The following is a 23391-nucleotide window of genomic DNA, read 5'->3' as shown; positions in this document are numbered from 1 at the left end:
CGTGAAAAGTGAAGGGTGAGCTGGATCGAGGTCAGTTTCTGCGTGAGATGTAGACGAGCAGGCCGAGCAGGCCGAGGACGGCGGGCGGGGCGAACCAGATGAGGTAGCGGGCGAGGTGGAGCTGCTCGATGGAGAGGTCGAGCTTCACTTTTTTGATGGGGCGGGGCGGGATGTTGAGCCGGGTGTAGCGGTCGACCGAGTAGTTGATGGCGTTGAGGATGAGGTAGAGGTTGCCGGATGCTTGTATCCGCTGGTTGGATATGAAGTTTGAGGTGCCGATGACGGTGAGCTTTCCTCCCGGGAGGGAGATGCCGAGGCTGGAGTCGACTTGGCGTTCGGAGATGGCGGCGATCTTGATGGGGCCGGCAACGTCGATGGCGGGATCGTAGGTGGGGCGGATGTCGCGGCGGTATTGGCGCTCGGCCCAGCTTTGGTCGGAGGTGGCGAGCAGTTCGCTGACTTTGAGGGAATCGTCGATGGGGCGGCCTGGGTCTTCGCGCACGGAGGAGGCTCGGTCGGTGATGATGGGAATGCCTTGCTGGAAGAGGGAGCTGGTGAGGGGGTGCTCGGAGAAGCGGCGGATCATGAGGTCGCCGCCGTTGATGACGTAGTTGGGGTCGCGTTCGACGACGAGGGCGTCTTCGGCGAGGATGCCCCATTCGAAGAAGAGGTCTTCGAGGCCGTGGTCGCGTCCGGGTTCGAGGAGGACGAGCACGCGCCCGGCCCGCTTGTTAAGGTAACTTTCGAGCAGGAGGCGTTCTTGGGGGAGGAGGCGAGCTTTGGGGGCGGCCACGACGATGAGGGAGGCGTCTTCGGGAATGCGTTGGGCGGTGCTGAGGTCGATGGAGCGGGTGGTGAAGCTGCGGGACTTGAGTTCGTTGAAGAGGGCGGAGGCTCCGGTGGAGGCGGTGACGTCGCTGGCGGAGAATTCTCCGTGGCCGGTGGTGAAGTAGAGGACGGGCTCGGAGGTTTCGACGATTTCGAGTATGGAGCGGGTGAATACGTTTTCGCCGAGAAATTCGCGGAGTTCGGAGTTTTGGATCTTGTAGAGTTCGTCGATGCGGACTTGGCGTTGGCGGGTGCCGGACTTGAAGACGATGACGTTGGGGGATTCGATGCCGAGGGAGCGGGCCCGGCTGGTTTGGGAGTAGACGTTCAGGTACTCGACGGTGACGCGGTTTTTGCCTTGGTCGCGGGTGGCGTATTCGTATTCGCGCAGGAGCAGCTTGACGTCCTTGAGGATGTCGGTGAGGCCGGGTTCGTCGGTGTTTTCCGAGATGGTGACGATGGCTTCGATGGGTTGCTGGAGCTGGGCGAGGTAGGCGCGGGTTTCGGGGGAGAGGGAGTAGATGTTTCCTTCGGTCAGGTCGTAGCGCTGGTAGGTGCGCATGCCGATGTAGTTGACGGCTATAAGTATCAGGAAAACGAGTACGATCTGCAGGAAGGCTTGGAGGCGATCCGAGATGCGGTTGGACTGGAAGGATTCGGACACGTTGGTTCGGTTCTGGATGCTAGGTTCTAGGCGCGCGGGTAGGGGCTAGCTGGTGCCGTCTCGGTATTCGATCGCGAGGACGCTGAGGAAGAGGAAGGTGAGGGCGGCGCTGAGGTAGAGCACGATGGCTCGGGTGTCTATGATGCCGGCGGAGAAGTCGCCCATGTGCTGGAGGGCGTCGGTGTGGTCGGAGAACTGTCGCAGCCAGAGGCTTTGTTCGCTGGTGAGGACGGAGAGGTCTTCGACGTTGCTGCCGATGACGATGAAGCCGAAGACGAGGGAGAAGCCGAGGATGCCGGCGACGAGTTGGCTTTTGGTGAGGGAGCTGGCGAAGATGCCGAGGGAGAGGAAGAGGGTGCCGCTGAGGAAGATGTAGGCGTAGCCTCCGATGAGGGGGTAGGGGTCGATGATGGTGTCGCGTTGGGCGTAGGCGAAGAAGATGATATGGAAGGAGGCGGTGATGAGCCAGAGGGAGCAGTAGTAGAGGTAGCTGGCGCTGAATTTGGCGAGTACGATCTCGGCGATGGTGACGGGGGTGGTGAGGAGGGTTTCGATGGTGCCGGAGCGTCGTTCTTCGGCGAGCGAGCGCATGGTGAGCAGGGGGACCATGAAGAAGACGGGGATGAAGAACATGCGGAAGAAGAGCACGCTGGGGGTCTCGTCTTGCGGGTCGGAGGTGTAGACGCGCAGCATCCACTGGAAGAGGAAGCCCATGACGAGGAGGAAGAGGAAGCCGGCGATGTAGGTGCTGGGGCTGATGAGCAGGCGCCAGATCTCGTTGCGTAGGAGTGTCAGAAAGTGTCTCATTCGATGGAGCGCGGGTGTGGAGTCGGTCCGATTGGGGGCGCGGGTTTCGCGTCGCTATTGAGATGGAGGGGGCGCGGCGGCTTTGGTTCCCTGCGGGGCTGAGGTTTTCGGGCTGCTGCTGGCGAGGGGCGGGGCGAGTTTCTCGTCCACCTCTTCCCAGGAGCGGCGGGTGGCGGCGAGGAAGACGTCCTCGAGGGGGGCCTTCTTGCTGCGCAGGGAGCGGGTGCGGAGGTGGGGGTGCTCGGCGAGGGTCTTGAAGAGGCGTTCGCCGTAGTCGCGCTTGCCTTTGATCTGGATTTCGGCGGTGGCGAATCCGTCTTCGTCGCGGTCGGAGATGCGTTCGACTTGGAGCTCGGGGGCGATGGTGGCGAGGGCGGCTTCGAGCTCCTTGGTGGTGCCGGCGATTTCGACTTGGTAGGTGGTGTGGTCGATGAAGGTGTCGCGGAGCTGGGCGGGGGAGCCTTGGCCGACGATCTTGCCGTGGTTGATGATGATGATCTGGTCGCAGGTCATCTCGATCTCGGGTAGGATGTGGGAGGAGATGATGACGGTCATGCGTCCGCGCAGGGAGGCGATGAGGTCGCGGATGAGGATGACTTGGTGGGGGTCGAGGCCGATGGTGGGCTCGTCCATGATGATGACCTCGGGGTTGGCGAGGATGGCGTCGGCGATGCCGACGCGTTGGCGGAAGCCTTTGGAGAGCTTGCCGATGATGCGGTCCTGGGCCCGGAGGAGGTCGCAGCTTTCGAGGGCTTGCTCGATGGCGCGGCGTCGTTTGGTGAAGGGGATTTCCTTAACCTTGGCTCGGTACTTGAGGTACTCGCGTACGCGCAGGTCGAGGGGGAGGGGGTTGTTTTCCGGCATGTAGCCGATGCGTCGCTTGATGAAGTGGGGATCGGCGGCGACGGAAACGCCGCAGATCTTGGCGACCCCGGAGGTGGCCCGGTTGTAGCCGGTGAGGATGCGCATGGTGGTGGACTTGCCGGCGCCGTTGGGGCCGAGGAAGCCGACGATTTGCCCTTTTTCGACTTTGAAGCTGATGCCGTCGACGGCGTCGATTTTGCCGAAGCGCTTGTGGAGTCGCTCGACTTCGATGGTATGCTTTTGGGTGGTCAATTCGCTGGGCTGGTTCGTGGTGTTACGAAGGGGACATTGAAAGACGGGGTTTTCTCCGGTCGCAATACCTTTTGTGGATGATAGGCAGCAGCTTGGGCTGGGCTCTAGGGGATACGAGCGGGGCGCTTTTTAGGATTTGAATAAATCCGGGCAAGGCTTGTGATGTTTGGGAAATGGAAAGCCCCATCGTCATGTCTGTAATCGGTCCGGATCGTCCGGGCTTGGTGGAACTGATCGCCTCGACTGTGAAAGCAGCGGGCGGGAATTGGCTCGAGAGCCGCATGTGCAATTTGGGGGGCCAGTTCGCGGGGATCCTGCGCGTGCGGGCGGCGGAGGGTCGCCGCGAGGAATTGCTGGCGGCGGTGGCGGCCTTGGAGAGCAAGGGCTTGAGCGTGGTGGTGAAGGACGGGAACGCGGTGGACGCGGGGGATTGCCACGAGGTGGCGACCGTGGAGATCGTGGGCAACGACCGTCCGGGCATCGTGAGCCAGATTTCGAACGCCTTTGCCAAGCGCGGGGTGAACGTGGAGGAGCTGAGCACGGAGTGCCGCAGCGCTCCGATGACGGGGGAACCGCTTTTTGAGGCGCGGGCTCGGGTGTGCATTCCGGCGGATTGCAAGCTCTCGGACTTGCGGGACGATTTAGAGCTTATAGCCGCGGACCTTATGGTCGATGTTAGCTTCGGATCCGATTAAGGAAGATTTGAGGAATGCAGCTATGATGAAGGGCAAGGGAGTTTGGAGCGTGTTGAGAGGGGTGGCGGCAGCGGCGTCGCTATGGATGGCGGCGTCGGCGGTGGCCGAGGATCAGCCCGAGTGGGAGCTTACGGTTGCGGAGACCAATACGCAGGCGGTCTTCGAGGCGGTGAAGCTGCACCCTAAGGAGGATGCGTGGTTGCTCACCTGTCGAATGCGGGTGAAATCCCTCAATCTCATTCCCCGCGTCTCGGAAATCGAGTTCAAGGGAGTGGATGCGGAGGAGGAAGTGGTCTGGGAGCACAGCCATACGATCCGGAGCAAGGATTTCGAGGCGGCGTACGGGGGAGGTCGCAGCCAGTTTGTGCGCGTCTTTCTGCGGGACGTACCGCCTGCAGTGGCGGAGGTGCAGCTGCACTACTTGTCGGAAGAGGAGTCGGAGTAGTCGGACGTTTTTTTCCGGATTGTCGGTATAAACTTGTAGGACTTAGAGATTTACCGGTGTTAGCCCTTGTGTAGCCTTGTGTTTCGCGAGGCTGCCTTCGTTTCATCGGGGGCGCTGCTCCGATTTATCCCTCCTTTTCTGCCCTGCTCGTTTTCTTGATGGATCTCCATGCCATAGACCTGTCCCTGATTGTCCTGTATCTGGTTGCGGTTTTGGCTTTCGGGGTGGTGATGCGCCGCAAGGCCAGCGTGAGCTTGGAGTCGTATTTTTTGGGCAACCGCAAGGTGCCTTGGTACCTGCTGGGCGTTTCAAACGCGTCCTCGATGTTCGATATCGCGGGCACCATGTGGCTGGTTTCGGTGGTGTTCATCTATGGGGCGAAGGGGGCCTGGCTGCCTTGGCTGTGGCCGACCTACAACCAGGTTTTCATGATGGTCTACCTTTCCCAGTGGGTGCGTCGCTCCGGCGCCTTGACGGGGGCGGACTGGATGACCACGCGCTTTCGAAATCCGATGGGGCTGGAGATGGCTCGCATGGTATTGGTGGTGTTCGCCTTGCTGAGCGTGGTGAGCTTTTCGGCTTATGCCTTCAAGGGCTTGGCGGGATTTGCCTCGATCTTTTTGCCGGATACGTTCGAGCCGACGACCTACGCGTTTCTGTTGATCACGGTGTCGCTCTTGTACGCGACCTTGGGGGGGATCCGCAGCGTGATCTTTACGGACATGGTGCAGTACTCGCTGCTGGTGGCGATTTCGGTGGTGATCGGCTACTACGCGATGGTGTACACTTCGGCCGAGTCGATCGCGGCGGTGACGCCTGATGGCTGGGGCAGCGTGTGGTTCGGCCGGGAATTGGATCTGGACTGGAGCGGGCTCCTGCCGCAGCTCGACGACATTATCCAGCTGCAGGGCTACGAGCTCTTCTTTCCCTTTTTCATGATGATGATGTTGAAGGGGGTGCTGGTGAGCTTGGCGGGTCCGGCTCCCAATTTCGACATGCAGCGCTTGCTGGCGACCCGGAGCCCGCGGGAGGCGGCCTTGATGAGCGGCGTGGTGTCGCTGGCCTTGTTTCCGCGTTGGATCTTGGTGACGGGAATCGTGGTGTTGGGCTTGGTCTTCTATTCGACGGATTTGCGCCTGCAGGATCCGGCCTTCGACTACGAGCTGGTGTTGCCGCACGTCATCAGCGAGTTCGTTCCGATCGGGCTGAAGGGCTTGATCATCGTGGGCTTCTTGGCGGCTTTCATGTCGACCTTCGACTCCACCATCAACGCGGGGGCTGCCTACTTGGTGAACGATGTGTACAAGCACTACTTCCGTCCCAACGAGTCGCAGGGAACGTACGTGAAGCTCTGCTATCTGTCGTCGATCTTGGTCGTGGCCCTGGGAGTGGGGATCAGCGTCTTCATGGATAGCATCAACGACATCATGGGCTGGATCGTGGGCGGACTTTGGGGCGGCTACGCGGCTCCGAATATTTTGAAGTGGCACTGGTGGCGCTTCAATGGGGTGGGCTACTTCTGCGGTATGCTGGGCGGAATTTTGAGCTCGGTGACTTTCCCGGAGCTGTTTCCGCAGTACTCCTTTATACAGCTTTTCCCGGCGATCTTCCTGGTGTCGCTCGTGGCGGCGGTGGTGGGCAGTCTTTGCTCGCGTCCTGAGGACATGGATACGCTTTCGTCCTTCTATCGAAAGGTCCACCCTTGGGGGCTTTGGGGTCCGGTGATCGCAGAGCTGCGCAAGCGGGAGCCCGCGGTGGAAGCCAATAAGGACTGGCCGCGTCACATCCTCAACATCGCGGTCGGGATCGTCTGGCATTTCATGCTGGTGATCGTCCCGCTCTTCCTGGTGATCCGCGAATACAAGTCGATGTGGATCTGCGTGGGGATCCTGCTGGCGACGAGCTTCGTTTTGAAGCGGACTTGGCTGGATCCTTTGAATCGGGGGAAGGAGCCGAGTTGAGCGTCGTCCCGCTGCGAGCAGGCGGCGCTTTTTATTGGGAAATCGAGAAATGCTGAAGGGGCGGTTCGGGGGCTGGGGTTTGGCTCGATGCCCCGAGCGCCTGAGGATCTTTACCCGTCCGCGGCGCAGGTTCGTTCGCTTCTCTTGTTTCGCAACCGTCCGCTTAGGTGCCCGCCAGCTCCAGCTGACGTTTCGTTTCTCAAAGGTAGTAGTTTGTTCGAATTCCCTTGCGAAGCGGGGAGCGAACGACCCGGGGCTTCCATTTTTACAGGGGTGATGACACGCGGCCAAGCGAACGCATTTTGCGCGAGCTTGGCCGTTCCGTTTTCTTTTTTCGGCCAGTCGTGTCTGAGGGCGCTAAAATCGAGGCGGAAATTTAGCGTTCAGGAGAATTAGGACAGATAATATGAGATATCTACTACGCTAAGATCTTTAACTATCACATTTTCTCATATCTAGATTGATTTGATTTCATGAAACTTATGGGCCACTTTACGCCCATGCGTGTATTCGTTCCCTCTGAAACCTCTCTAACGGAAAAACGCGTCGCACTTATTCCAGAATCCGTGAAGCGTCTCACAGGTCTCGGCCTTGAGGTGGTGGTGGAGTCCGGGGCGGGAGCGGCGAGTTTCTACCTCGACGAAGAATATGCTGCGGCTGGGGCTCGTATTTCGAGCGACCGAGCAGGCGAGATCGCGGCGGCGGACATGGTCCTGCGCTTGAACAAGCCAAGCATGGGAGAAGCGGCGGCCCAGAAAAGCGGGTCCTGGTCGATCGGGTTTTTGGATCCGTTCAACGAAGGCGAGCTGATCGGCCAGTTTGCTAAGGCTGGGGTGACGGCGGTGAGCATGGAGATGATTCCGCGTACTACGCTGGCCCAGAAGATGGACGGCTTGAGTTCGCAGGCCAACCTTGCGGGGTACTATGCGGTAGTGAAAGCGGCGGAGCGCTTGAACCGTATCTTGCCCATGATGATGACACCGGCGGGCACGATCTCGCCCGCTCGCGTTTTTGTGATCGGGGTTGGGGTGGCAGGTTTGCAGGCGATCGCGACGGCCAAGCGGATGGGAGCGCGTGTGGACGCGTTCGATACGCGGCCGGTGGTGGAGGAGCAGGTCAAGTCGCTCGGCGCCAAGTTCGTGAAGATCGATCTAGGCGAGGTCGGGCAGACCGAGCAGGGCTACGCGAAGGAATTGACCGACGAGCAAAAGGAAATGCAGAAGGCGGGCATGGCGAAGGTTTGCGCCCAGTCCGACATCGTCATCACCACTGCGAAGCTATTTGGCCGCAAGGCGCCGATGATCGTGGACGAGCGGATGCTCAGCGGCATGAAGCATGGCAGCGTGGTGGTCGACTTGGCGGTCGAGTCCGGCGGCAATGTGGAGGGCTCGCGGCTTGACCAGGAAGTGTTGACGCCCAATGGGGTGCGCATCCTTGGCATCGGCAAGCTCGAGTGTGGAGTCGCTGCTCATGCAAGCCAGATGTATTCGTCAAACGTATACAATTTTATCGAGCACTTCTGGGATAAGGAGTCGAAGACGATCAAGAGCGATCTCGGCGACGAAATCCTGAAAGGCTGCGTGATCACGCAGGGCGGTTCCATCGTTCACGAGCGATTCGCCAAGTAACCTCAACACGGCAATAAGCAAAAACTGGATACACTATGGATCTTGTACTACTATTTTTCATTTTCGTGCTCGCGGCCTTTCTAGGGCTGGAGCTGATCAGCAAGGTGCCTTCGCAGTTGCACACGCCGCTCATGTCGGGATCGAACGCGATCTCTGGCATCACGGTGGTGGGGGCCTTGCTTGCGATCCGCGCGGAGGAGCAAGGCACGATTGGTATGATTTTGGGCGTCGCCGCTCTCGTATTCGCCACGGTGAACGTGGTGGGCGGTTATGTGGTGACGGACCGCATGCTGCAGATGTTCAAGAAGAAGGGAAAGTAAGCAGCCATGGAAGCGAACGATCTTATCAATTTAGCGTATGTGGTTGCGGCCACGCTTTTCGTATTTGGCATCAAGATGCTGGGCTCCGCCGATACGGCGCGTCGCGGCAATCTTGTTTCCGGCTTGGGCATGCTGCTCGCCGTGGTGGTCACCCTGCTCGCGGATGGTCTGGACTATACTTGGATTATCGGCGGCTTGATCGTGGGTAGCGCCATCGGCCTGGTGGCGGCTCGCATGGTCAAAATGACGGCCATGCCGGAGCTGGTGGCCCTGTTCAACGGCTTTGGCGGCTTGGCCAGCTTGCTGGTAGCGTGGGCGGAGTTCGAGAAGATCCGCGGCATGGGCTGGGCAGTTTACGAAATGGAGATGCAGTCCAATGCGAAGTTTAGCGGCTTCGTCATCTACGCCGCCATGCTGATCGGCGGCGTGACCTTTACCGGTTCGCTTTTCGCGTACGGGAAGCTGTCCGGAAAGCTGAGCGGCAGCGCTATCGTTTTCGGCGGGCAAAAGGCTCTGAACATTCTGCTCTTGATCGCAATCCTGGCGGTCGGGGTAGTCTTCACTTGGAGCTCGGACTTGGAGCTGACCTATAAGCTCTTCCTGTCGGGAGTGGGCCTGGCTTTGCTGTTTGGCATCATGGGTGTGATGCCGATCGGTGGCGGCGACATGCCGGTGGTCATTTCTTTGCTCAACAGTTTGTCGGGGGTGGCCGCTTCGGCGGCTGGATTCGTGATCTACAACAACGTTCTGATCGTAGCGGGCTGTTTGGTCGGAGCGAGCGGTCTGATCCTTACGGTGATCATGTGTAAGGCGATGAATCGTTCGTTGGGCAATGTGCTCTTCAGCGGCTTCGGCGCGGCTAGCGGCGGTGGAGGGGACGACGACGATCGCGAGCCGAAAGCGCTGAGCGTGGAAGACGCGTTTTACGTCCTCGAAGCGGCGAGCTCGGTTGTATTCATTCCTGGATACGGAATGGCGGTTGCTCAGGCCCAGCACGTGGTCAAGGAGCTAGCGGAGCTGTTGGAGGAGAATGGTTGCGAGGCGAATTTCGCCATCCACCCAGTGGCTGGACGGATGCCTGGCCATATGAACGTCTTGCTGGCGGAGGCCGACGTTGAGTACGAGAAGCTGCTCGAGATGGATACGGTCAATCCGATGATGCCGACGGTGGACGTCGCCATCGTGATTGGCGCCAACGACGTGGTGAATCCTGCTGCGGCGGACGATCCACAGAGTCCGATCTACGGCATGCCTATTATCGAAGCGCATAAGGCGAAGACGGTTTTCGTGCTCAAGCGCGGCCAGGGCAAGGGCTTCTCCGGCTTGGTGAACAAGCTCTTCGTCATGGAGAATACCTGCATGATCTACGGCGATGCGAAGGCTACGATCTCTTCGCTGGTGAACGAGCTGAAGGGTTCGTAAGAAACCGAAGCTCGTATTCATTTTATAAGGACAGCCTGGAAGGGCTGTCCTTTTTTTGTTCGTAGCGCTGTGGCCGTGAGGTTGATCCTGCATTTGCGCTGCGGCGTGGGGCAAGCCAGCGCCGGCCCTACTGCTTATTCGAGCGCTATGCTGGGGCTCCACTTTAGCCAATCTTCATCGAGTTCGGGGTGGAGAGGGAACTCGGTGTTTTCGGGGGCGAGCGCGGCGAGCTCGCCTTTGTTTTCGGGAGTGGCGAACATGATGCCGCCGGCGAGTACGGACTGCAGGGAGTCGGTTTGGATCTTGGCCCCGAGGAGGCCCACTTTCATGGCAATGCCGCTGGCGTTCCAAAAGACGCTGTCGGAGCGGACCAGTTTGTCGTAGGGCGAGTTCACTAGGATTTTGACCCTGACTGCGGTGGCATCGGCGACGAGTTCGGTGTCGACCACTTCGCCGACCTTGAATTGGCGGTAGAGCACGGGAGAGCCGGGCTTTAGGGAGCCGAGCTGGGCGACGCGGAGGTAGTAGTGGTAGCCCAGCTCGCTGCCTTTGAGGGGAGGGCGTCGCTCGGCGATGAACTTCTTTTGTAGGGGGCCGACTCCGGGGCTGACTTGAATGGTGGGGCCGCTGATGAGGGTGCCGAGGCCGCTAATGCCTTCGATGCCGATGGCGGGACGTAGTATCCAAAACTTGGATCCTTCGCGTGCGAGTCCCTTTGCCGACTTCTGCAGGCTTACGGTTGCTTCGACCCGGTCCAGCTCGGGGGTGAGCTTGACGGACTCGACGAGGCCAACGTTTACGCCTTTGTGCTGCAGAACGGTTTTGCCCGCTTCGAGTCCCGCTCCGTCGTCGAAGGCGATGGTGATTTGAGGGCCTTGTCCGGTAACCTCCTTTAGTACCATGTACCCTCCCACGAGAAGGGCGAGCAGGGGGACGATCCAAACGAGGAGGCTGTTGGTCGATTCAGTGGATGCGGCGGGAGTTTCCTGGGTCATGAGCTTTGTTTGAGGGGAAAGCGTTCTACGGCGATGATGGTTAAGATGACGGCTGCGGCGAAGGCGGGCGCGGCGGGACCGGGGGAGATGGAGGCAAGGCTTCCGAATTCGATGAGGCTGGCGAGCACGCCGATGAGAAATATGTCCAGCATCGACCAGCGGCCAATGAAGTCGATGAAGCGATAGAGTTTCCCCTGGAAGCTCGGGTCCGGATTTTTGTGTGAAAGGAAGAGCAACCAGGCGAGTCCACCTAGCTTTCCGAAGGGGACAAGTATTGACGCGACGAATACGACTGCTGCGATTCCCCAAAGCCCGTGTTCGGCGAGGTTAGCGACGCCGGCGATGATGGTGCTGCTCTTGTGGCCTTGGGCGGTGGATACAGTCATGATGGGCAGTGCGTTCGCAGGGACGAGCAGGAGGCAGGCTGCGAGCAGGTAGGCGAGGGCTGCGGGACGGCTTTTTCGATGGGGCGGTTCGGGTATGGGGAGGCGCTGCAACAGGTAGATGAGGAGCAGGGTCGCAAGGCTGAGGAAGTAGAAGCCCGGGGCGATTGAGGCTTCCGCGAGCGAGCCTAGCTTTATGAAGGCGATCAGTATCGACAGGGCGAATACCTCTGGCATCGCCCAGGTTTTGATGGCTCCGAGGAGCTGGAGGCAGCGCTTGCGAAGCGGAGTGGAGCTAGGCGCGGCGGCTAGGGGGAGCAGGAGAAAGAGCAGGCTAGGGATGGCCACGGCGAGCACGTCCACGCAGAGCCCGAGCAGCAGTTGGTCCTTGGCTCGGAAGGCGCTTCCGATGGAGAGCAGGAAGCTGCTGTTGCTCAAGTTCAGCTTTTGCACCTCGGCCAAGGGGAAGTAGAGGGCGAAGCCCCAGCAGGCCAAGGCGGCGATGGCGTAGGGGAGAGTGCTGGAAGATTTTGACGGGGCCACTGTTGAGGGTGCTTACGCAGAGTCGCTTGCGAGGTTACGAGGCTTCGCGTTTTCGGCGGAGTGGCAACGCCGGAGTTGCTCGAATAAAAATGAAACAAACGTTTGAAACCATTGTTTGGAATTGAGCGTATCCATAGGCAGAAGGAGGTATCCGATGGGAGGAACCTCCGACCCTTGAACAAGTAAACAGAAGGATAGAAAAAATGAACAGGAAAGACCATAAGCTACAGATTGCTAACTTCTTAGGGAAGTCGCTTCGTTTTGCAGGTCTGATGGGCTTGTTGCTTGCTATGGTTGGGACGAATTTCGCCAAGCCGGTTGCGGACAAGTCCGAGGCCCGGAAGGAAGTGACGATTTGGGTCGATGACATTCAAGCGGCTGGCAGTTTCCGAGCAGAGGACATCCGTGAGGAGCTGTTGCGCCAGGCGTTTGCCGATGCGGCTCGTCGCGAGAAATGGCTCGGCGACTACGAGTTCGAGTACAACGGAAGGAGTCGCGAGCCCGGCCAAGCGGGAATCGAGTTGAAGGTGATCGATTGGCGTCGCGGTGCGGCCGGAATGTATTCGTTCACGGTTGCGGCTGACTATTGGAACGCCGACGGCGAAAAGACGGATCTCGGAACCTTCCACGGCATGCGCAGCGGCATCATGGTCGTCAATGGCTGGGATGTTGGCGAGCAGTTCGCCGGTAGCGCGGAAGACGCGTTTCGCGACGCGCTTCGCAAGCTGAAGAGCCAGACGATCGAATCTTAAGCGATCGGGATGGGAGGAATCCCAGGTCGCTAATCTGGAGCGGAACGCGAAAGCGTTCCGCTTTTTTTTGTTTGATCGGTAGGCGCCGAGCGGGAGGGCGCCGATTAGGAGCTTGCTTGTTTCGCTTCGCTGCCTCGCTTGTGCAGTTGGTCGAGGTACTTGCGTTTGGCGAGGCGCCAGGCGACCACGAAGAAGGCGGTGAGCGGGATGGCGAGGATCATGCCGAGGATGCCGTCGAGGGCGGTGCCCCAGAAGAAGATCGCGATGATGATGACCATGGGATGCAGTCCGGTGGTCTGGCCCATGATGCGCGGCGTTAGCAGGTAGCCTTCGATGACCTGCACGACGGCGAACACCACGGTGGCGAGTATCAGGAGGTTGACGCCCCCGCCGTCCTTCTGGAAGTAGGCGAGCGGCAGGGCGATGCTGAGGCCGATGATGCTTCCGAGGTAGGGGATGACGTTGAGGAAGCCGATGGTCAGGCCTAGAATGATGGCGAACTTGAGTCCGACGAGGAGGAATCCGATGGCTAGGAGGACTCCCATGATGAAGGCGATAACGATTTGTCCCCGGAAGAAGGATACGACGCTGCCGATGAATTCGTTGATGAGAAAGATGATGTCCTCGCGCCAGTCTTCGCGCAGGAAGGAGAGCTGGCTGCGCAGGTCGTTGCCGAGGTTCCGTCGGCTTTCGAGCATGAAGAAGAGGTAGACGGGGATGATGGCGAGTCCGGTTCCGATTGCGATGGTTTTGCTGGCGAAGCCGACGATGTTGTTGAGGGCAGGTTCGGAGTGCTGGAGGAGGTTGGTGATGCCGCTTGAAATGGATTCTTGGATACGGGCTAGGTTTTCCTCGCCGAGCCGGGAGGAGATGAAGTCGACGACTTTCGGATAGGCCTCCGCTAGGCTGGAGCTGATACGGCCCACGATATCTGGCAGGTATTCGATGAAAAGCAGGATTTGGTCGACCAGTACCGGGATGACGAGCAGGAGCACGCCGGTGAGGGCGAGGGCTGCGGCGATGAAGAGGGTGATGATGGACCAGGTGCGATTGAAGCGGGCCCGTTTTTGCAGGAAAACGACCACGGGCCGGAAGATGAGGGCGAGCACGCCGGCCGTGGCGAGCGGCCAGAGGACGCCGGAGAAGGTTTGCACGAAGGAGCGGAGCAGGTTGAAGACGCCGAGCAGGAAGAAGGCGATGACGGTGACGCTGAGTAGGGCGGCCGCGACGCCGATGAGGCGCCACTGGTAGGGGGTGATGCGTTTGGAGGCGGGGACGTTTTCGTTTTCGGACATAAGTCTTGGGGGTGGAGTTGGGTGAATGCTTTGGTCTAGCGGAAAAGGTTTTTGAGGGAGTTGAGGTCGGCTTGGGTGGGGCGGTCCGTTTTCGCTTCTCTCGCTTTTTGCGAGCTTGGGTTGGATCCTTTAAGCCGAGAAGTGTCTTGAGCTTGCTTGGTCGGGGCGGGAGTCGCGAGGGCGTTTCCTCCGGCTTCCGCGAAGGCTTGGTCTAGCTTTTTAGGGGAGATGGGGTGGGCGGTGCCGAGGTGTTGGGCGAAGAGGGAGATCGCAAACTCTTCGATCATCCAGCGGAGCTTCGAGACTGCGGAGCTGGCGGAAGGGGGGACTTGGGCGAGGCGTTGGCGGTAGTGGTCGAGCTGGCTTTGGCGTTGGGCGTCGCGGCTGGGATTTTGGGCGGCGGTTTTGGCGCGGTGGGCGATGGTGTCGAGGTAGACGGGGAGGCGGGGCAGGATGTGGTTGGGGGTGTGGCGCAGGAAGTCGGGCGGGAGGAGGCGGTCGATATCGGCGGCGTAGCGCTTGGCGATATCTGTTTGCACGATGAGGCTCTGGCGCTTTTCGAGGATGAGCTTTAGCTGGTCGACGACTTTGTAGAGAATGCCTTTTGACTTTTCGTGGGCCTTCTCGCGGGCGGCGTGTAGGATGTCGGGATCGAGCGTATCGAGTTCGTGGGTACGCAGCGTTTGGCGGATGTGTTCGTAGACGTCCTCCTTGAGCTCGGGAATGGGTCGGAAGGCGACGCCGGCGGGACCGACGCGTTGCACGTCCTTGAGGTCGGTGCGGATCCAGGCCAGTTCGCGTCGGAGCTCGTGTTCGAGCAGGGCGGCGATGCCGCTGGCGGAGGAAGCTTTGGCCTCCTCGGGCGAGCGGAAGAGCGATAGGCGAAGGGTGAAGGGTGAGTTGGATGAAGAGCTTCGGAGGGCAGTCCCACCTTCGCTCGAGGAGCTTCGGAGGGCGGTCCCGCCTTCGCTCGAGGAGCTTCGGAGGGCAGTCCCGCCTTCGCTCGAAGAGCTTCGGAGGGCGGGGTACGCGTAGAGGGGGATGCCGTTGGGTTGGCCGATCTGGATTTTGGAGTCGGCGGACGCGGGCTTGCGATCTGGCCCTAGCCTCAGGTCGGCGATGGAGGTGATTTCGCGCTCGTATTTGGCGCGGGCTTTTTTCCAGAGGGCGCTGGTGTCGTTGGCTTGGGTGGCGCTGAGTTCGGCTTGTTTGGCTTCGAGCTTTTGGTGGAGGCTTTGGGCGTCGCGGGCTTCGGCGATGGTTTGGCCTTTTTTGTCGTGCACCTCGATGCGGGCTCGGAGGTGTTCGGGGATGGCGGATTCGTCCCAGTCGCTGGCGTAGGTTTCGAGTGAATACGCTTCCTTGAGGTGGTTTTGCAGGGAGGCGATGAGGGTGTCGCCGGTGGGGCGGATCTGGGTGGCGATGGTCTTGGCGGTTTCGGCGAGCGGGATGAGGCGCTGCCGGAGGTGTTTGGGCAGGGCTTTGAGCAGGGCGTGGATCTTGGGCTCGAGGTGGCCGGGGATGAGCCAGTCGAGAAGGACGTTGTTGATGGATTTCGCTTTGCTGTAGGGGAGTCGTAGGGTGACGCCGTCTTTTTCGTGGCCGTGCTTGTACTGGTATTCGATGGGGAGGGCGGAGTTGCCTAGCTCCACGGTCTCGGGGAAGAGGGAAAGGTCGATGGCTGCGTCCTCGGAGGCGGTGAGATCGACCTCGCTCATGAGCAGTGTTTCGGGGGATCCTGCATTGCGGCTCGCCGGGCCGTCGAGCCCTACCTTGTTCTTGAGGTAGCGGTTGAGGTCGGCGTTGGAGGCGACGTTTTTGAGGCGTTTTTGGTAGAACTGGAAGGCGGCTTCTTCGACTCCCATCCAATGGGCCACGGAGATGACTGTCTGGGCGTTTTGGATACGGGAAATGAGGCGGCGGTTTTGCTCGAGGAAGGTCCAGTTGGCGGGGGCTTCGTAGTCTTCGTTGAGCAGGGCTTCCCGGATGAAGATCTCGGTGGCTTTGGCGGGGTCGACCTTGAGGTAGCTGACCTGCTTGTTTTGGATTTCGAGGCCGTGGATGCGTATCGATTCTCTGGCGACGACACGTCCTTGGTCGGGGAGAAATTCTGGGTCGGAGTAGGAGTGGGCGACGATGTGGCGGCCGACTTCGAGGATCCAGCGGGGATCGATGGCGGCGACGGTGCGGGCGTAGAGGCGGTTCGTTTCGACGATTTCGGCGGAGAGGATCCACTCAGGGCTTTTGCGCTTTTTCTTTCCGCTTTCGGTACCGGGGTCTTTACGTTTGCCCGTTTTTTTGTCGCGGGGCTGCCGGATGAAGAGGGAGGAGCCTGGGAAGATGAGGGGCTTGCGGTTGGCGGAGCAGAGGTAGAGGTTGGTCTCTTCGCGCCGGCCTACGTTGGCGAGCAGGCCGGTGAGCAGGCAGGCGTGGATGGCGTAGTAGCGGGCGCTGTCGCGGTCGAGCTCGGAGGAGGGAGATCCTGTGCGGTGGGCAGCTGGGGTGTCGGTCCCTCGTTTGCGTTTGGGGAGGGAGCGTTCCAGTTGTTGGTAGATGTCGCGCCACTCGCGGATGCGCAGGTAGTTGAGGAAGTTTTGCTTGCAGAACTTGCGGAGGCGGGACTGGGAGAGCTTTTCGAAGTTGTCGTGCAGGGCTTCCCAGATGTTGAGGAGGGCGAGGAAGTCGGACTGGGGGTGGTCGAACTGGGCGTGGGCTTGGCGGGCGGCGGCTTCTTTGTCCATGGGCCGCTCGCGCGGGTCTTGGATGGAGAGGGCGGCGGCGATGACGAGGACTTCGTGGGTGACGCCGTGGCGTTCGGCTTCGAGCAGCATGCGGCCCACGGTGGGGTCGGCGGGGAGGCGGGAGAGCTTTTGGCCGAGGGGAGTGAGAGTGCGGGGTGTGTTTTGATCGGGTTGGGTTGCGCGACCGAGGTCGCTCCGACCTTTGAAGGCTCCGAGTTCTTCGAGGAGCTGGTAGCCAGCGGTGATGGCGGCTGGGGCGGGGGGATCGATGAAGGGGAAGGTTTCGACGTTTCCGAGGTGGGAGGCGGTCATGCGCAGGATGACGTCGGCGAGGTTGGAACGTTGGATTTCCGGGATGGAGTAGACGGGGCGCGAGAGGTAGTCTTTTTCCGAATACAGTCGGATGCAGATGCCGTCGGCGACGCGTCCGCAGCGGCCGGAGCGTTGGTTGGCGGAGGATTGGGAGACCTTCGCGATGGGGAGGCGTTTGGTGCGGCCGCGGGGGTTGTAGCGGGAAATGCGGGCGAGGCCGGTGTCGATGACGAAGCGGATGCCGGGGATGGTGAGGGAGGTCTCGGCGATGTTGGTCGCGAGGATGAGCTTTCGCTTGGGGGAGCTTTGGAAGATGCGTTGTTGGTCGGCGTTGGAGAGGCGACCGAAGCAGGGGATGATTTCCATACGTCGGCTGAAGCGGGACTCGAGCAGGTCCATGGCTTCGCGGATGTCCTTTTCGGTGGGGAGGAAGGCGAGGATGTCGCCAGAGCCGAATTCGTCTTGTATCCGTTTTGCGGATTCGGCGATTCCTTCGATGTAGGTGAAGTCGCCTGAGTCTTCGAGCAGTTCGTCGAGGGGGGTGTAGATGATATCGACGGGGTAGACGCGGCCGGAGACTTCGATGATGGGAGCGTGGTCGAAGGCGGCGGAGAATTTCTCGGTGTCGATGGTGGCCGAGGTGATGATTATTTTAAGGTCGGGTCGGCGGGCCCGGAGCTGGTTGAGGTGTCCGAGCAGGAAGTCGATGTTGAGGGAGCGCTCGTGGGCTTCGTCGATGATGACGGCCTCGTAGTCTCGCATGAGCGGGTCGCCATGGATCTCGGTGAGCAGCATGCCGTCCGTCATGAACTTGACGCGAGTCTGCTTGGAGGTCTGGTCGGTGAAGCGGATTTTGGCGCCGACTTCCTTTCCGAAGTCGACCTTGAGCTCTTCGGCGACGCGTTTGGCTACGGAGAGGGCTGCAACGCGGCGGGGTTGGGTGCAGGCGATGCGTCCTTTGCTGCCGAGTCCGGCGTCGAGGCACATCTTGGGGATTTGGGTGGTTTTTCCGGATCCAGTTTCGCCGGTGAGGACGATGGTCTGGTGCGCTTGGATTGCGGATACGATCTCGTCTCGCCGCTGGGAAATGGGGAGTTCCGGCGGGTATTGGATGGGGAGAGGAATGGTGGAGGGTGAAGAGCGAATGGTGACGGAAAGGTTCGAGCGGTCGCTGGGAGGTCGGCAGGATTAGGGGAGCTCAGTTGGGAAGATTTGGGAAGCGAAAAGGGGGGCGGGTTCGATGGGGGATAGCAGGAGGGCCTTGAATTCTGGATACGGGTGGTCTTCGGCTTTGATGAAGTGAGTGCGGGGGCGGCTGAAGTCTGAGGTGAAGAAGCGTCGAGCGGCCCGGCGGATGGCAATGGCTTCGGGGAGCGAGTCGGGCAGGACGACGAGGACGAGGCTGGGAAGTTCGCGGGAGGCGGCGAGGGTGAGCAGTCGCTGCGCTTCGGCCAGGTCGGAGGGACTGCGGACGGTGAGGACTAGGGTTTCGGGCGTTTGCAGGTGGGCAGCCAGCTGGCTCTCCTCTTGGTCGAGGGAGGTGATGGGCGTGGCGAGGAGCTGGGCCGCGTGGACCGCGAGGAGGCAAAGGAAGGTGGCGAGGTAGCGCATGGCGTGAGTGGCTGCTACTTGGTGCCTTGGTAGTCGAAGCCGAGGGAAGCTATCTTTTCGCGGACTGCGGCTTCGTCGAAGGATTCGGATTGGACGGTGGCAGTGGAGCTGTTTTTGTCAACGGATTGGACCGCGATGCCGGGGAGGCTGTTGAGTCCGTCGCGAACGGAGTTTTCGCAGTGGCTGCAGTTCATGCCTTGGATGGAGAGGGTGAGGGTGCTCATGGTGGAATCCGTTGTTTCTGAAGAGTGGCAGTCGCCGTCGCAGCAGCTTGGGACGGTTTGGGGCGATCGCAGCTTTTGATGGAGGTGAGGGAAGACTAGCAGCAGGAGGAGGAGCGCCCCGCCGAGGTGCTTCCAAAGCGGTAGATCCATCTCGTGCGACATGGCGTGGGTGCCGAGGGTCCCGGTATCGAGGAAGAAATGGTAGACGGCGGCGGCGAGCCAGGTGGTGAGGATAACGCCGCCGACGTAGATGAAGGCGCTGCGTCCGCCGAGGACCTTTCGCATGGTGGTGATGGTGGCGATGTTAGTGGCGGGGCCGGCGATGAGGAGGACGAGGGCGGCGCTGATGGGTAGTCCGCTGTGCACGAGGGCGAGGGCGAGCGGGATGGAGCCGGTGGAGCAGATGTAGAAGGGGACGGAGATGAGGGTGGCGAGCAGGATGGCGGCGAGGGCTCCGCCGGGAATGTTTGAGAGGAGGTCGGCGGGGGCTAGGGCGCTGATGAGGCCGGCGAGGACGAAGCCAAGGATGAGGGCGGAGGCGAGGTCGCCTGGCATGGTGTAGAAGCCGTAGCGGAAGGATTCCTTGAGGTTGGGTTGCTGGGCGATGGGGGCCGGTTTCGGAATGGACGTTTGGGGAGCAGGGGAAGGAAGGTCTTTGACGAAGAGGTCCGTGGCGAGCCCGACCAGAATGCCGGAGAGGAAGGCGACGATTATCTTATAGACTGCGAAGACGGGGCCGAGCATGCCGTAGGTGGCGAGGAAGGAGTCGACTCCGGTTTGCGGGGTGGAGGTGAGGAAGGAGACGGTGGCGCCGCGACTGGCTCCTTTGGAGCGCAGGCTCATGGTGACGGGGATGACGCCGCAGGAGCAGAGGGGCATAGGGACGCCGACGACGCTGCCCCAGATCACGGAGCTGAGCTTGCGCTTGCCCATGAGCCGTTCGACCCATGCTTGGCGGAGGAAGCGGTGCAGCAGGACGGATATGGCGAGCCCTAGGATGAGGTAGACTCCCATCTCGGCGATCATGGCCCAAGTGTGGGTGGCGATTTTGCTGAGAATTTCCATAGCGTTCCGGTAAGGTGGCTTTACGAATGGGAGGGGCGTTTGGCGAAATGTTTTTTATGGGAATTGGGGTGGAGTTTGCGGCCGGAGGGGCTCATGGGTGGGAGAGTGAAGTTGGGAGAGAACGCTTTTGCGGTGGGGGTACCGTTCCAGCCGGGGCGGCAGCCGGTGCACTATGGCTGGATCGTCGCGGTGGTGGGAACGCTGGGGATGGTGGCGAGCGTGCCGGGCCAGACGATCGGGGTAAACGTCTTCAACGAGAAGTTGATCGAGGCGTTGGGATTGAGTCGCTTGAGCGTGAGCGCGGCGTATTTCGTGGGGACGGCGGCGAGCGGTTTCTTGTTGCCGTACGCGGGGCGCTTGTTCGATCGGCTGGGGGCGAGGCGCATGATCGTGGGGGCGAGCGCGGCTTTGGCTTTGTCGCTCCTTTATATGAGCGTGGTGGACGGGGTCGCGACGGGCGTGGAGGCGGTGTCGGGAGTCGACGCATCGAAGTTGTGGATACGGATGGGCAGCTTGGTGCTCGGCTTTTTCTTGATCCGCTTCTTCGGGCAAGGGCTGGTGATGATGACCTCGCGCAACATGGTGGGGAAGTGGTGGGTGGCTCATCGCGGAAAGATCTTTTCGGTGGGCGGGATTGCGGTGACGGTGTGCTTCTCCTTGGCTCCGAAGCTCTTCAACGAAATGATCGAAGCTTTCGGTTGGCGGGAATCTTGGCGGCTGATGGCCTTGGTTTTGGCTCCGGGCTTTTGCGGGCTGGCGTGGTTGCTGTACCGGGACAATCCCGGCGAATGCGGATTGGAGGCGGATGCGGGCAAGCCGGTCGACGCGAAGCGGGCGGAGGATCCGGAGTTCAAGCTGGTGAAGGAGTTCACGCGGGGCGAAGCCTTGAGGAGCTTTTCGTTTTGGGCGTTCAGCTTGGTCTTTGCCCTGCAGTCGTGCTACTTTACTGGATACGCGTTTCATGTGATCGACGTGGCCACCGACTTGGGGAGGGACGCAGGCGGAATGTTGAACCTGTTCGTGCCGATCGCCTTCTTGAATGCAGTGGTGAGCTTGGTGGTGGGCTGGGTTAGCGATCGATGCCGCTTGAAGTACTTGCTGGCTTTTATGGCGCTCGGCAACGCCTTGGCGGCGTTTGCCTTGGTGGGCTTGCAGGGCGGGGCATTGCCGGTGGCCTTGGCGCTTGGTTTTGGAGTGAGCGGCGGCTGCTTCGGGGCCTTGAGCGGCGTCTTCATGCCGCGCTTTTTCGGGCTGAAGCATCTCGGGGCGATCAGCGGTTTTTTCGTTTCCGTGATCGTGATCGGGAGCGCGGTGGGGCCTTTGGCGTTTAGCTTGGCTCGCAGCTGGGCGGGCAGCTATGCGTGGGCGCACGGGGTAGCCGCGGTTTTGGCGGCGGTTTTGGCGGCGGCTTCCTATTGGGCGGACAATCCGCAGCGGAAGCTTGCGCGAGGCTAGGCTAGGCTCGTTCGGCTCCGCGGTTCACGAGCGTGACGGGGAGTCGGGCGCGGGCGATGAGGCCTTTTGGGAAGGTGGGGGTGAGGTCCAGCTGTCCGCCTTTGAGGGCGAGCTTGGTGCGGATGCGGAAGAGGCCGATCTTGTTGAGCGGGGTGGAAATGGATACGAGATTGTTCTCGAGCCCGACGCCGTCGTCCTCGACTTGGAGGACCCAGTCGTCTTCGTCGCGGAAGAGGGCGATGATGCACTCGGTGGCGCGGGCGTGTTTGACGACGTTGGTGAGCAGCTCCTTGAGAATTTCGAAGAGCAGGTCGCGCTCGCGCTCGCTCTCGATGGCTCCGTCGTTGTCGACGCTGAGGGTGACGGCGATGTCGTGGCCGTTTTGGGTGATATCGATCAGCCGTTTGGCGGCCCCGATGAAGCCGTCGTTGTGGGGATTGGGCTCGGTGTAGTTGGAAATGGTTTCGGTGGAGAAGTCGAAGGGGAAGGCGCTGCTCGTCTCGTCCTGCTTTTGGCGGGTGATGGACTTGAGCACTTGCTGCAGGGCAAGGGACTTGTCGATGCCGAGGGTTTGGCTTTCCTCTTCGGTGGAAGGCGGGGCGGACGCGGGGGCTGGGCGGGGGCCCAGCTCGGGGCGCTGCGTTGGCGAGTGAGTTTCGCGAGGCTCGGTCTCGGAGGGGGCGTTGGATGCGGACTCCGGGAGGGAGATCTCTTGCGCGAGGGGCTCTGGGCCGGCGGAGTCGGAGCGGCTCGCTTCGACTGCGGAAGGCGTTTGAGGGAGCGGGGGGGGCTCGACCGGCTGGGGAGCCTGAGCCGCAGGGGAAGCTGGCGCGGTGGGAGCGGGGGCCCCAATCTTTTGCATCAGGGCCTCGAGTTCTTCCCGGGCGGTAGCGATCGCGTCGTCGCGCAAGGTGAGGGCTTTGCGAATGGCTTCGTTGGCGGCCTCGATGCGGGATTGGATTTCTTCGGAGGACTGGGCGTCGCGTTTGATGAATCCTTTGAGGCTGGGGTTGGTCCGGGGACATCCGGGCCGGTAGATGGCTGAAATTTTCAGCTTGGGGCCGGGCTGGCCGTCGCGATTGAGCCGGAAGCTGGCTTCCAGGTCGCCTTGGGTTTCGATGGAGAGGTCGAACTGTCGCTTGAGGCTGTCCTGGTCGCTTGGATACGCTGTTTCCAGCAGGTCGTCCAGGAAGGGGATCTGCTGGGGGGAGCTGGTTTCTAGGGCGAGGCTCGCTTGTTCGCTCAGGGCGATGCGTCCTGTTTCGATGTCGAGGGACCAGGTTCCGAGTTCGCCGATTTCGAGGGCGAAGCTGAGTTCCTGGCGGAGCCTCAGGCGTTCCTGGCGTTCTCGTTTTTGTTCGAGGATGCTGGATACGAGGCTGGAGACGAGGGTGGGGGAGAGGTCTTCGAGCCGGCAGTTGCCATCGATACCTGCAGGCATCTGGAAGCCTTCGGAGTTGAGCAGCCGGTTCGAGGTCAGGGAGACGAGGGCGAGCTCGGGATCGTTTTGGCGGATGAGCCGGACGGCGGCGTGGGGATCCTGGAAGTCGTCCAGTCGGACGAAGGCGAGGTCGAAGCCGCAGACCTGCAGAAGGTGGATCGCGTCGTCGAGGTGGACGCAGCGCTGGATCTTGTAGGGGCGGAGTCCGGAGCGTTTGAGGTCAGCTCTCAGGGCGGCCGCATCGTCCTCGTCCCGGCAGATGGAGAGAAGGAAGAGGGTCTCCGAGGGGGAATCTGCCTCGGGACTTGGGGGATCGCTTAATTGACCTGGATGCTGGCTTTCGATTTGCGGCATTAAGTTGCGCTCTTACCGCTGCGTGGGGGCAGGGGAGAGGCGCGTCTGGCGTGGGTGCCTAGTGAGGGAATTTTGTTGGATTTCGAGGACGGATGTTGAAGCGGTTTGGTACTGGAAATTTCGAGCGAAGAGGCTCGGCGCGGAGAGGATGAAGGTTGTGGAGGGACGCGACAGGGCACTCGCGAATGTGAATTAGCAGCCGTCCCCTTTTCTAGAGGGGAAACGGTAAAGTTATTCACAAGTTGTTTACAGCCCTAAGGTCAACAACCTTCTGCGGAAACGGCGTACTTTTTAGCGCGTAATGCGGTGCGTGTATCCGTTTTCTTCGGTCGTT

At 60.8% G+C, this 23391-nt stretch carries 18 protein-coding genes; 8 read left to right on the top strand and 10 right to left on the bottom strand.

Annotated elements, in window-relative coordinates:
• Positions 1–31: 31 nt before the first annotated feature.
• The 3 genes from QEH57_RS17260 to QEH57_RS17250 are packed head-to-tail and all read right to left on the bottom strand — an operon-like array spanning position 32 to position 3415.
• On the bottom strand, positions 32–1492 hold the full coding sequence (locus tag QEH57_RS17260) for a GldG family protein (RefSeq protein WP_309008017.1): 1461 nt from the start codon (positions 1490–1492) through the stop codon (positions 32–34).
• Positions 1493–1537: 45 nt separating this feature from the next.
• A complete protein-coding gene (locus QEH57_RS17255) occupies positions 1538–2299 on the bottom strand; it encodes an ABC transporter permease subunit (protein ID WP_309008016.1) in 762 nt (253 codons plus the stop codon).
• Between the two features lie 54 nt (positions 2300–2353).
• The gene (locus QEH57_RS17250) at positions 2354–3415 is read right to left on the bottom strand and encodes an ABC transporter ATP-binding protein (RefSeq protein ID WP_309008015.1); all 1062 of its coding nucleotides are present in this window, start codon (positions 3413–3415) and stop codon (positions 2354–2356) included.
• 191 nt (positions 3416–3606) lie between these two features.
• On the opposite strand from QEH57_RS17250, the gene QEH57_RS17245 reads away from it, so the two are divergent.
• From QEH57_RS17245 to QEH57_RS17220, 6 genes are all read left to right on the top strand, one after another.
• Positions 3607–4110 (top strand): ACT domain-containing protein, encoded by a 504-nt coding sequence (locus QEH57_RS17245; RefSeq protein WP_309008014.1) that lies wholly within the window; start codon positions 3607–3609, stop codon positions 4108–4110.
• Entirely contained in the window at positions 4088–4555 is a 468-nt protein-coding gene (locus tag QEH57_RS17240) for a hypothetical protein (RefSeq protein WP_309008013.1), read from the top strand. The genes QEH57_RS17245 and QEH57_RS17240 overlap by 23 nt, the downstream gene beginning before the upstream one ends.
• Before the next feature lie 158 nt (positions 4556–4713).
• A complete protein-coding gene (locus QEH57_RS17235) occupies positions 4714–6516 on the top strand; it encodes a sodium:solute symporter family protein (protein WP_309008012.1) in 1803 nt (600 codons plus the stop codon).
• A gap of 500 nt (positions 6517–7016) precedes the next feature.
• Positions 7017–8144 (top strand): NAD(P) transhydrogenase subunit alpha, encoded by a 1128-nt coding sequence (locus QEH57_RS17230; protein WP_343224807.1) that lies wholly within the window; start codon positions 7017–7019, stop codon positions 8142–8144.
• Between the two features lie 35 nt (positions 8145–8179).
• Positions 8180–8464, top strand: a complete 285-nt coding sequence (locus QEH57_RS17225; protein WP_309008010.1) for an NAD(P) transhydrogenase subunit alpha — start codon at positions 8180–8182, stop codon at positions 8462–8464.
• Positions 8465–8470: 6 nt separating this feature from the next.
• The gene (locus tag QEH57_RS17220) at positions 8471–9886 is read left to right on the top strand and encodes an NAD(P)(+) transhydrogenase (Re/Si-specific) subunit beta (RefSeq protein ID WP_309008009.1); all 1416 of its coding nucleotides are present in this window, start codon (positions 8471–8473) and stop codon (positions 9884–9886) included.
• Positions 9887–10020: 134 nt separating this feature from the next.
• Here the strand turns inward: QEH57_RS17220 and QEH57_RS17215 are convergent, their stop codons facing one another.
• Positions 10021–10881 carry an MlaD family protein gene (locus QEH57_RS17215; RefSeq protein ID WP_309008008.1) on the bottom strand — a complete coding sequence of 287 codons (861 nt, stop codon included), beginning with the start codon at positions 10879–10881 and terminating at the stop codon, positions 10021–10023.
• Positions 10878–11807, bottom strand: coding sequence for a paraquat-inducible protein A (locus tag QEH57_RS17210; protein ID WP_309008007.1), 930 nt, complete (start codon positions 11805–11807; stop codon positions 10878–10880). Before QEH57_RS17210 ends, QEH57_RS17215 begins: the two co-directional genes overlap by 4 nt.
• 203 nt (positions 11808–12010) lie before the next feature.
• On the opposite strand from QEH57_RS17210, the gene QEH57_RS17205 reads away from it, so the two are divergent.
• A complete protein-coding gene (locus QEH57_RS17205) occupies positions 12011–12559 on the top strand; it encodes a hypothetical protein (RefSeq protein WP_309008006.1) in 549 nt (182 codons plus the stop codon).
• Between the two features lie 104 nt (positions 12560–12663).
• On the opposite strand, the gene QEH57_RS17200 is transcribed toward QEH57_RS17205, so the two are convergent.
• The 4 genes from QEH57_RS17200 to QEH57_RS17185 all read right to left on the bottom strand — a co-directional run bounded on the left by QEH57_RS17200 (position 12664) and on the right by QEH57_RS17185 (position 19807).
• Complete coding sequence (locus QEH57_RS17200) at positions 12664–13854, bottom strand: AI-2E family transporter (protein WP_309008005.1); 1191 nt, start codon at positions 13852–13854, stop codon at positions 12664–12666.
• A 35-nt stretch (positions 13855–13889) separates the two neighbouring features.
• On the bottom strand, positions 13890–18020 hold the full coding sequence (gene hrpA, locus QEH57_RS17195; RefSeq protein WP_309008026.1) for an ATP-dependent RNA helicase HrpA: 4131 nt from the start codon (positions 18018–18020) through the stop codon (positions 13890–13892).
• Between the two features lie 75 nt (positions 18021–18095).
• Positions 18096–18518, bottom strand: coding sequence for a hypothetical protein (locus tag QEH57_RS17190; RefSeq protein WP_309008004.1), 423 nt, complete (start codon positions 18516–18518; stop codon positions 18096–18098).
• A 14-nt stretch (positions 18519–18532) separates the two neighbouring features.
• Positions 18533–19807 carry a permease gene (locus tag QEH57_RS17185; protein WP_309008003.1) on the bottom strand — a complete coding sequence of 425 codons (1275 nt, stop codon included), beginning with the start codon at positions 19805–19807 and terminating at the stop codon, positions 18533–18535.
• Between the two features lie 105 nt (positions 19808–19912).
• Between QEH57_RS17185 and QEH57_RS17180 the strand changes: the two genes are divergently transcribed.
• The gene (locus QEH57_RS17180) at positions 19913–21262 is read left to right on the top strand and encodes an MFS transporter (RefSeq protein WP_309008002.1); all 1350 of its coding nucleotides are present in this window, start codon (positions 19913–19915) and stop codon (positions 21260–21262) included.
• Between the two features lies 1 nt (position 21263).
• On the opposite strand, the gene QEH57_RS17175 is transcribed toward QEH57_RS17180, so the two are convergent.
• Positions 21264–23057 carry an ATP-binding protein gene (locus QEH57_RS17175; protein WP_309008001.1) on the bottom strand — a complete coding sequence of 598 codons (1794 nt, stop codon included), beginning with the start codon at positions 23055–23057 and terminating at the stop codon, positions 21264–21266.
• Positions 23058–23391: the final 334 nt, after the last annotated feature.

It is taken from the genome of Pelagicoccus sp. SDUM812005 (assembly GCF_031127875.1).
Lineage (GTDB): Bacteria > Verrucomicrobiota > Verrucomicrobiia > Opitutales > Opitutaceae > Pelagicoccus.
Note: the sequence above shows the minus strand (reverse complement) of the source record. Positions and strands in the feature narration are given on the sequence as shown.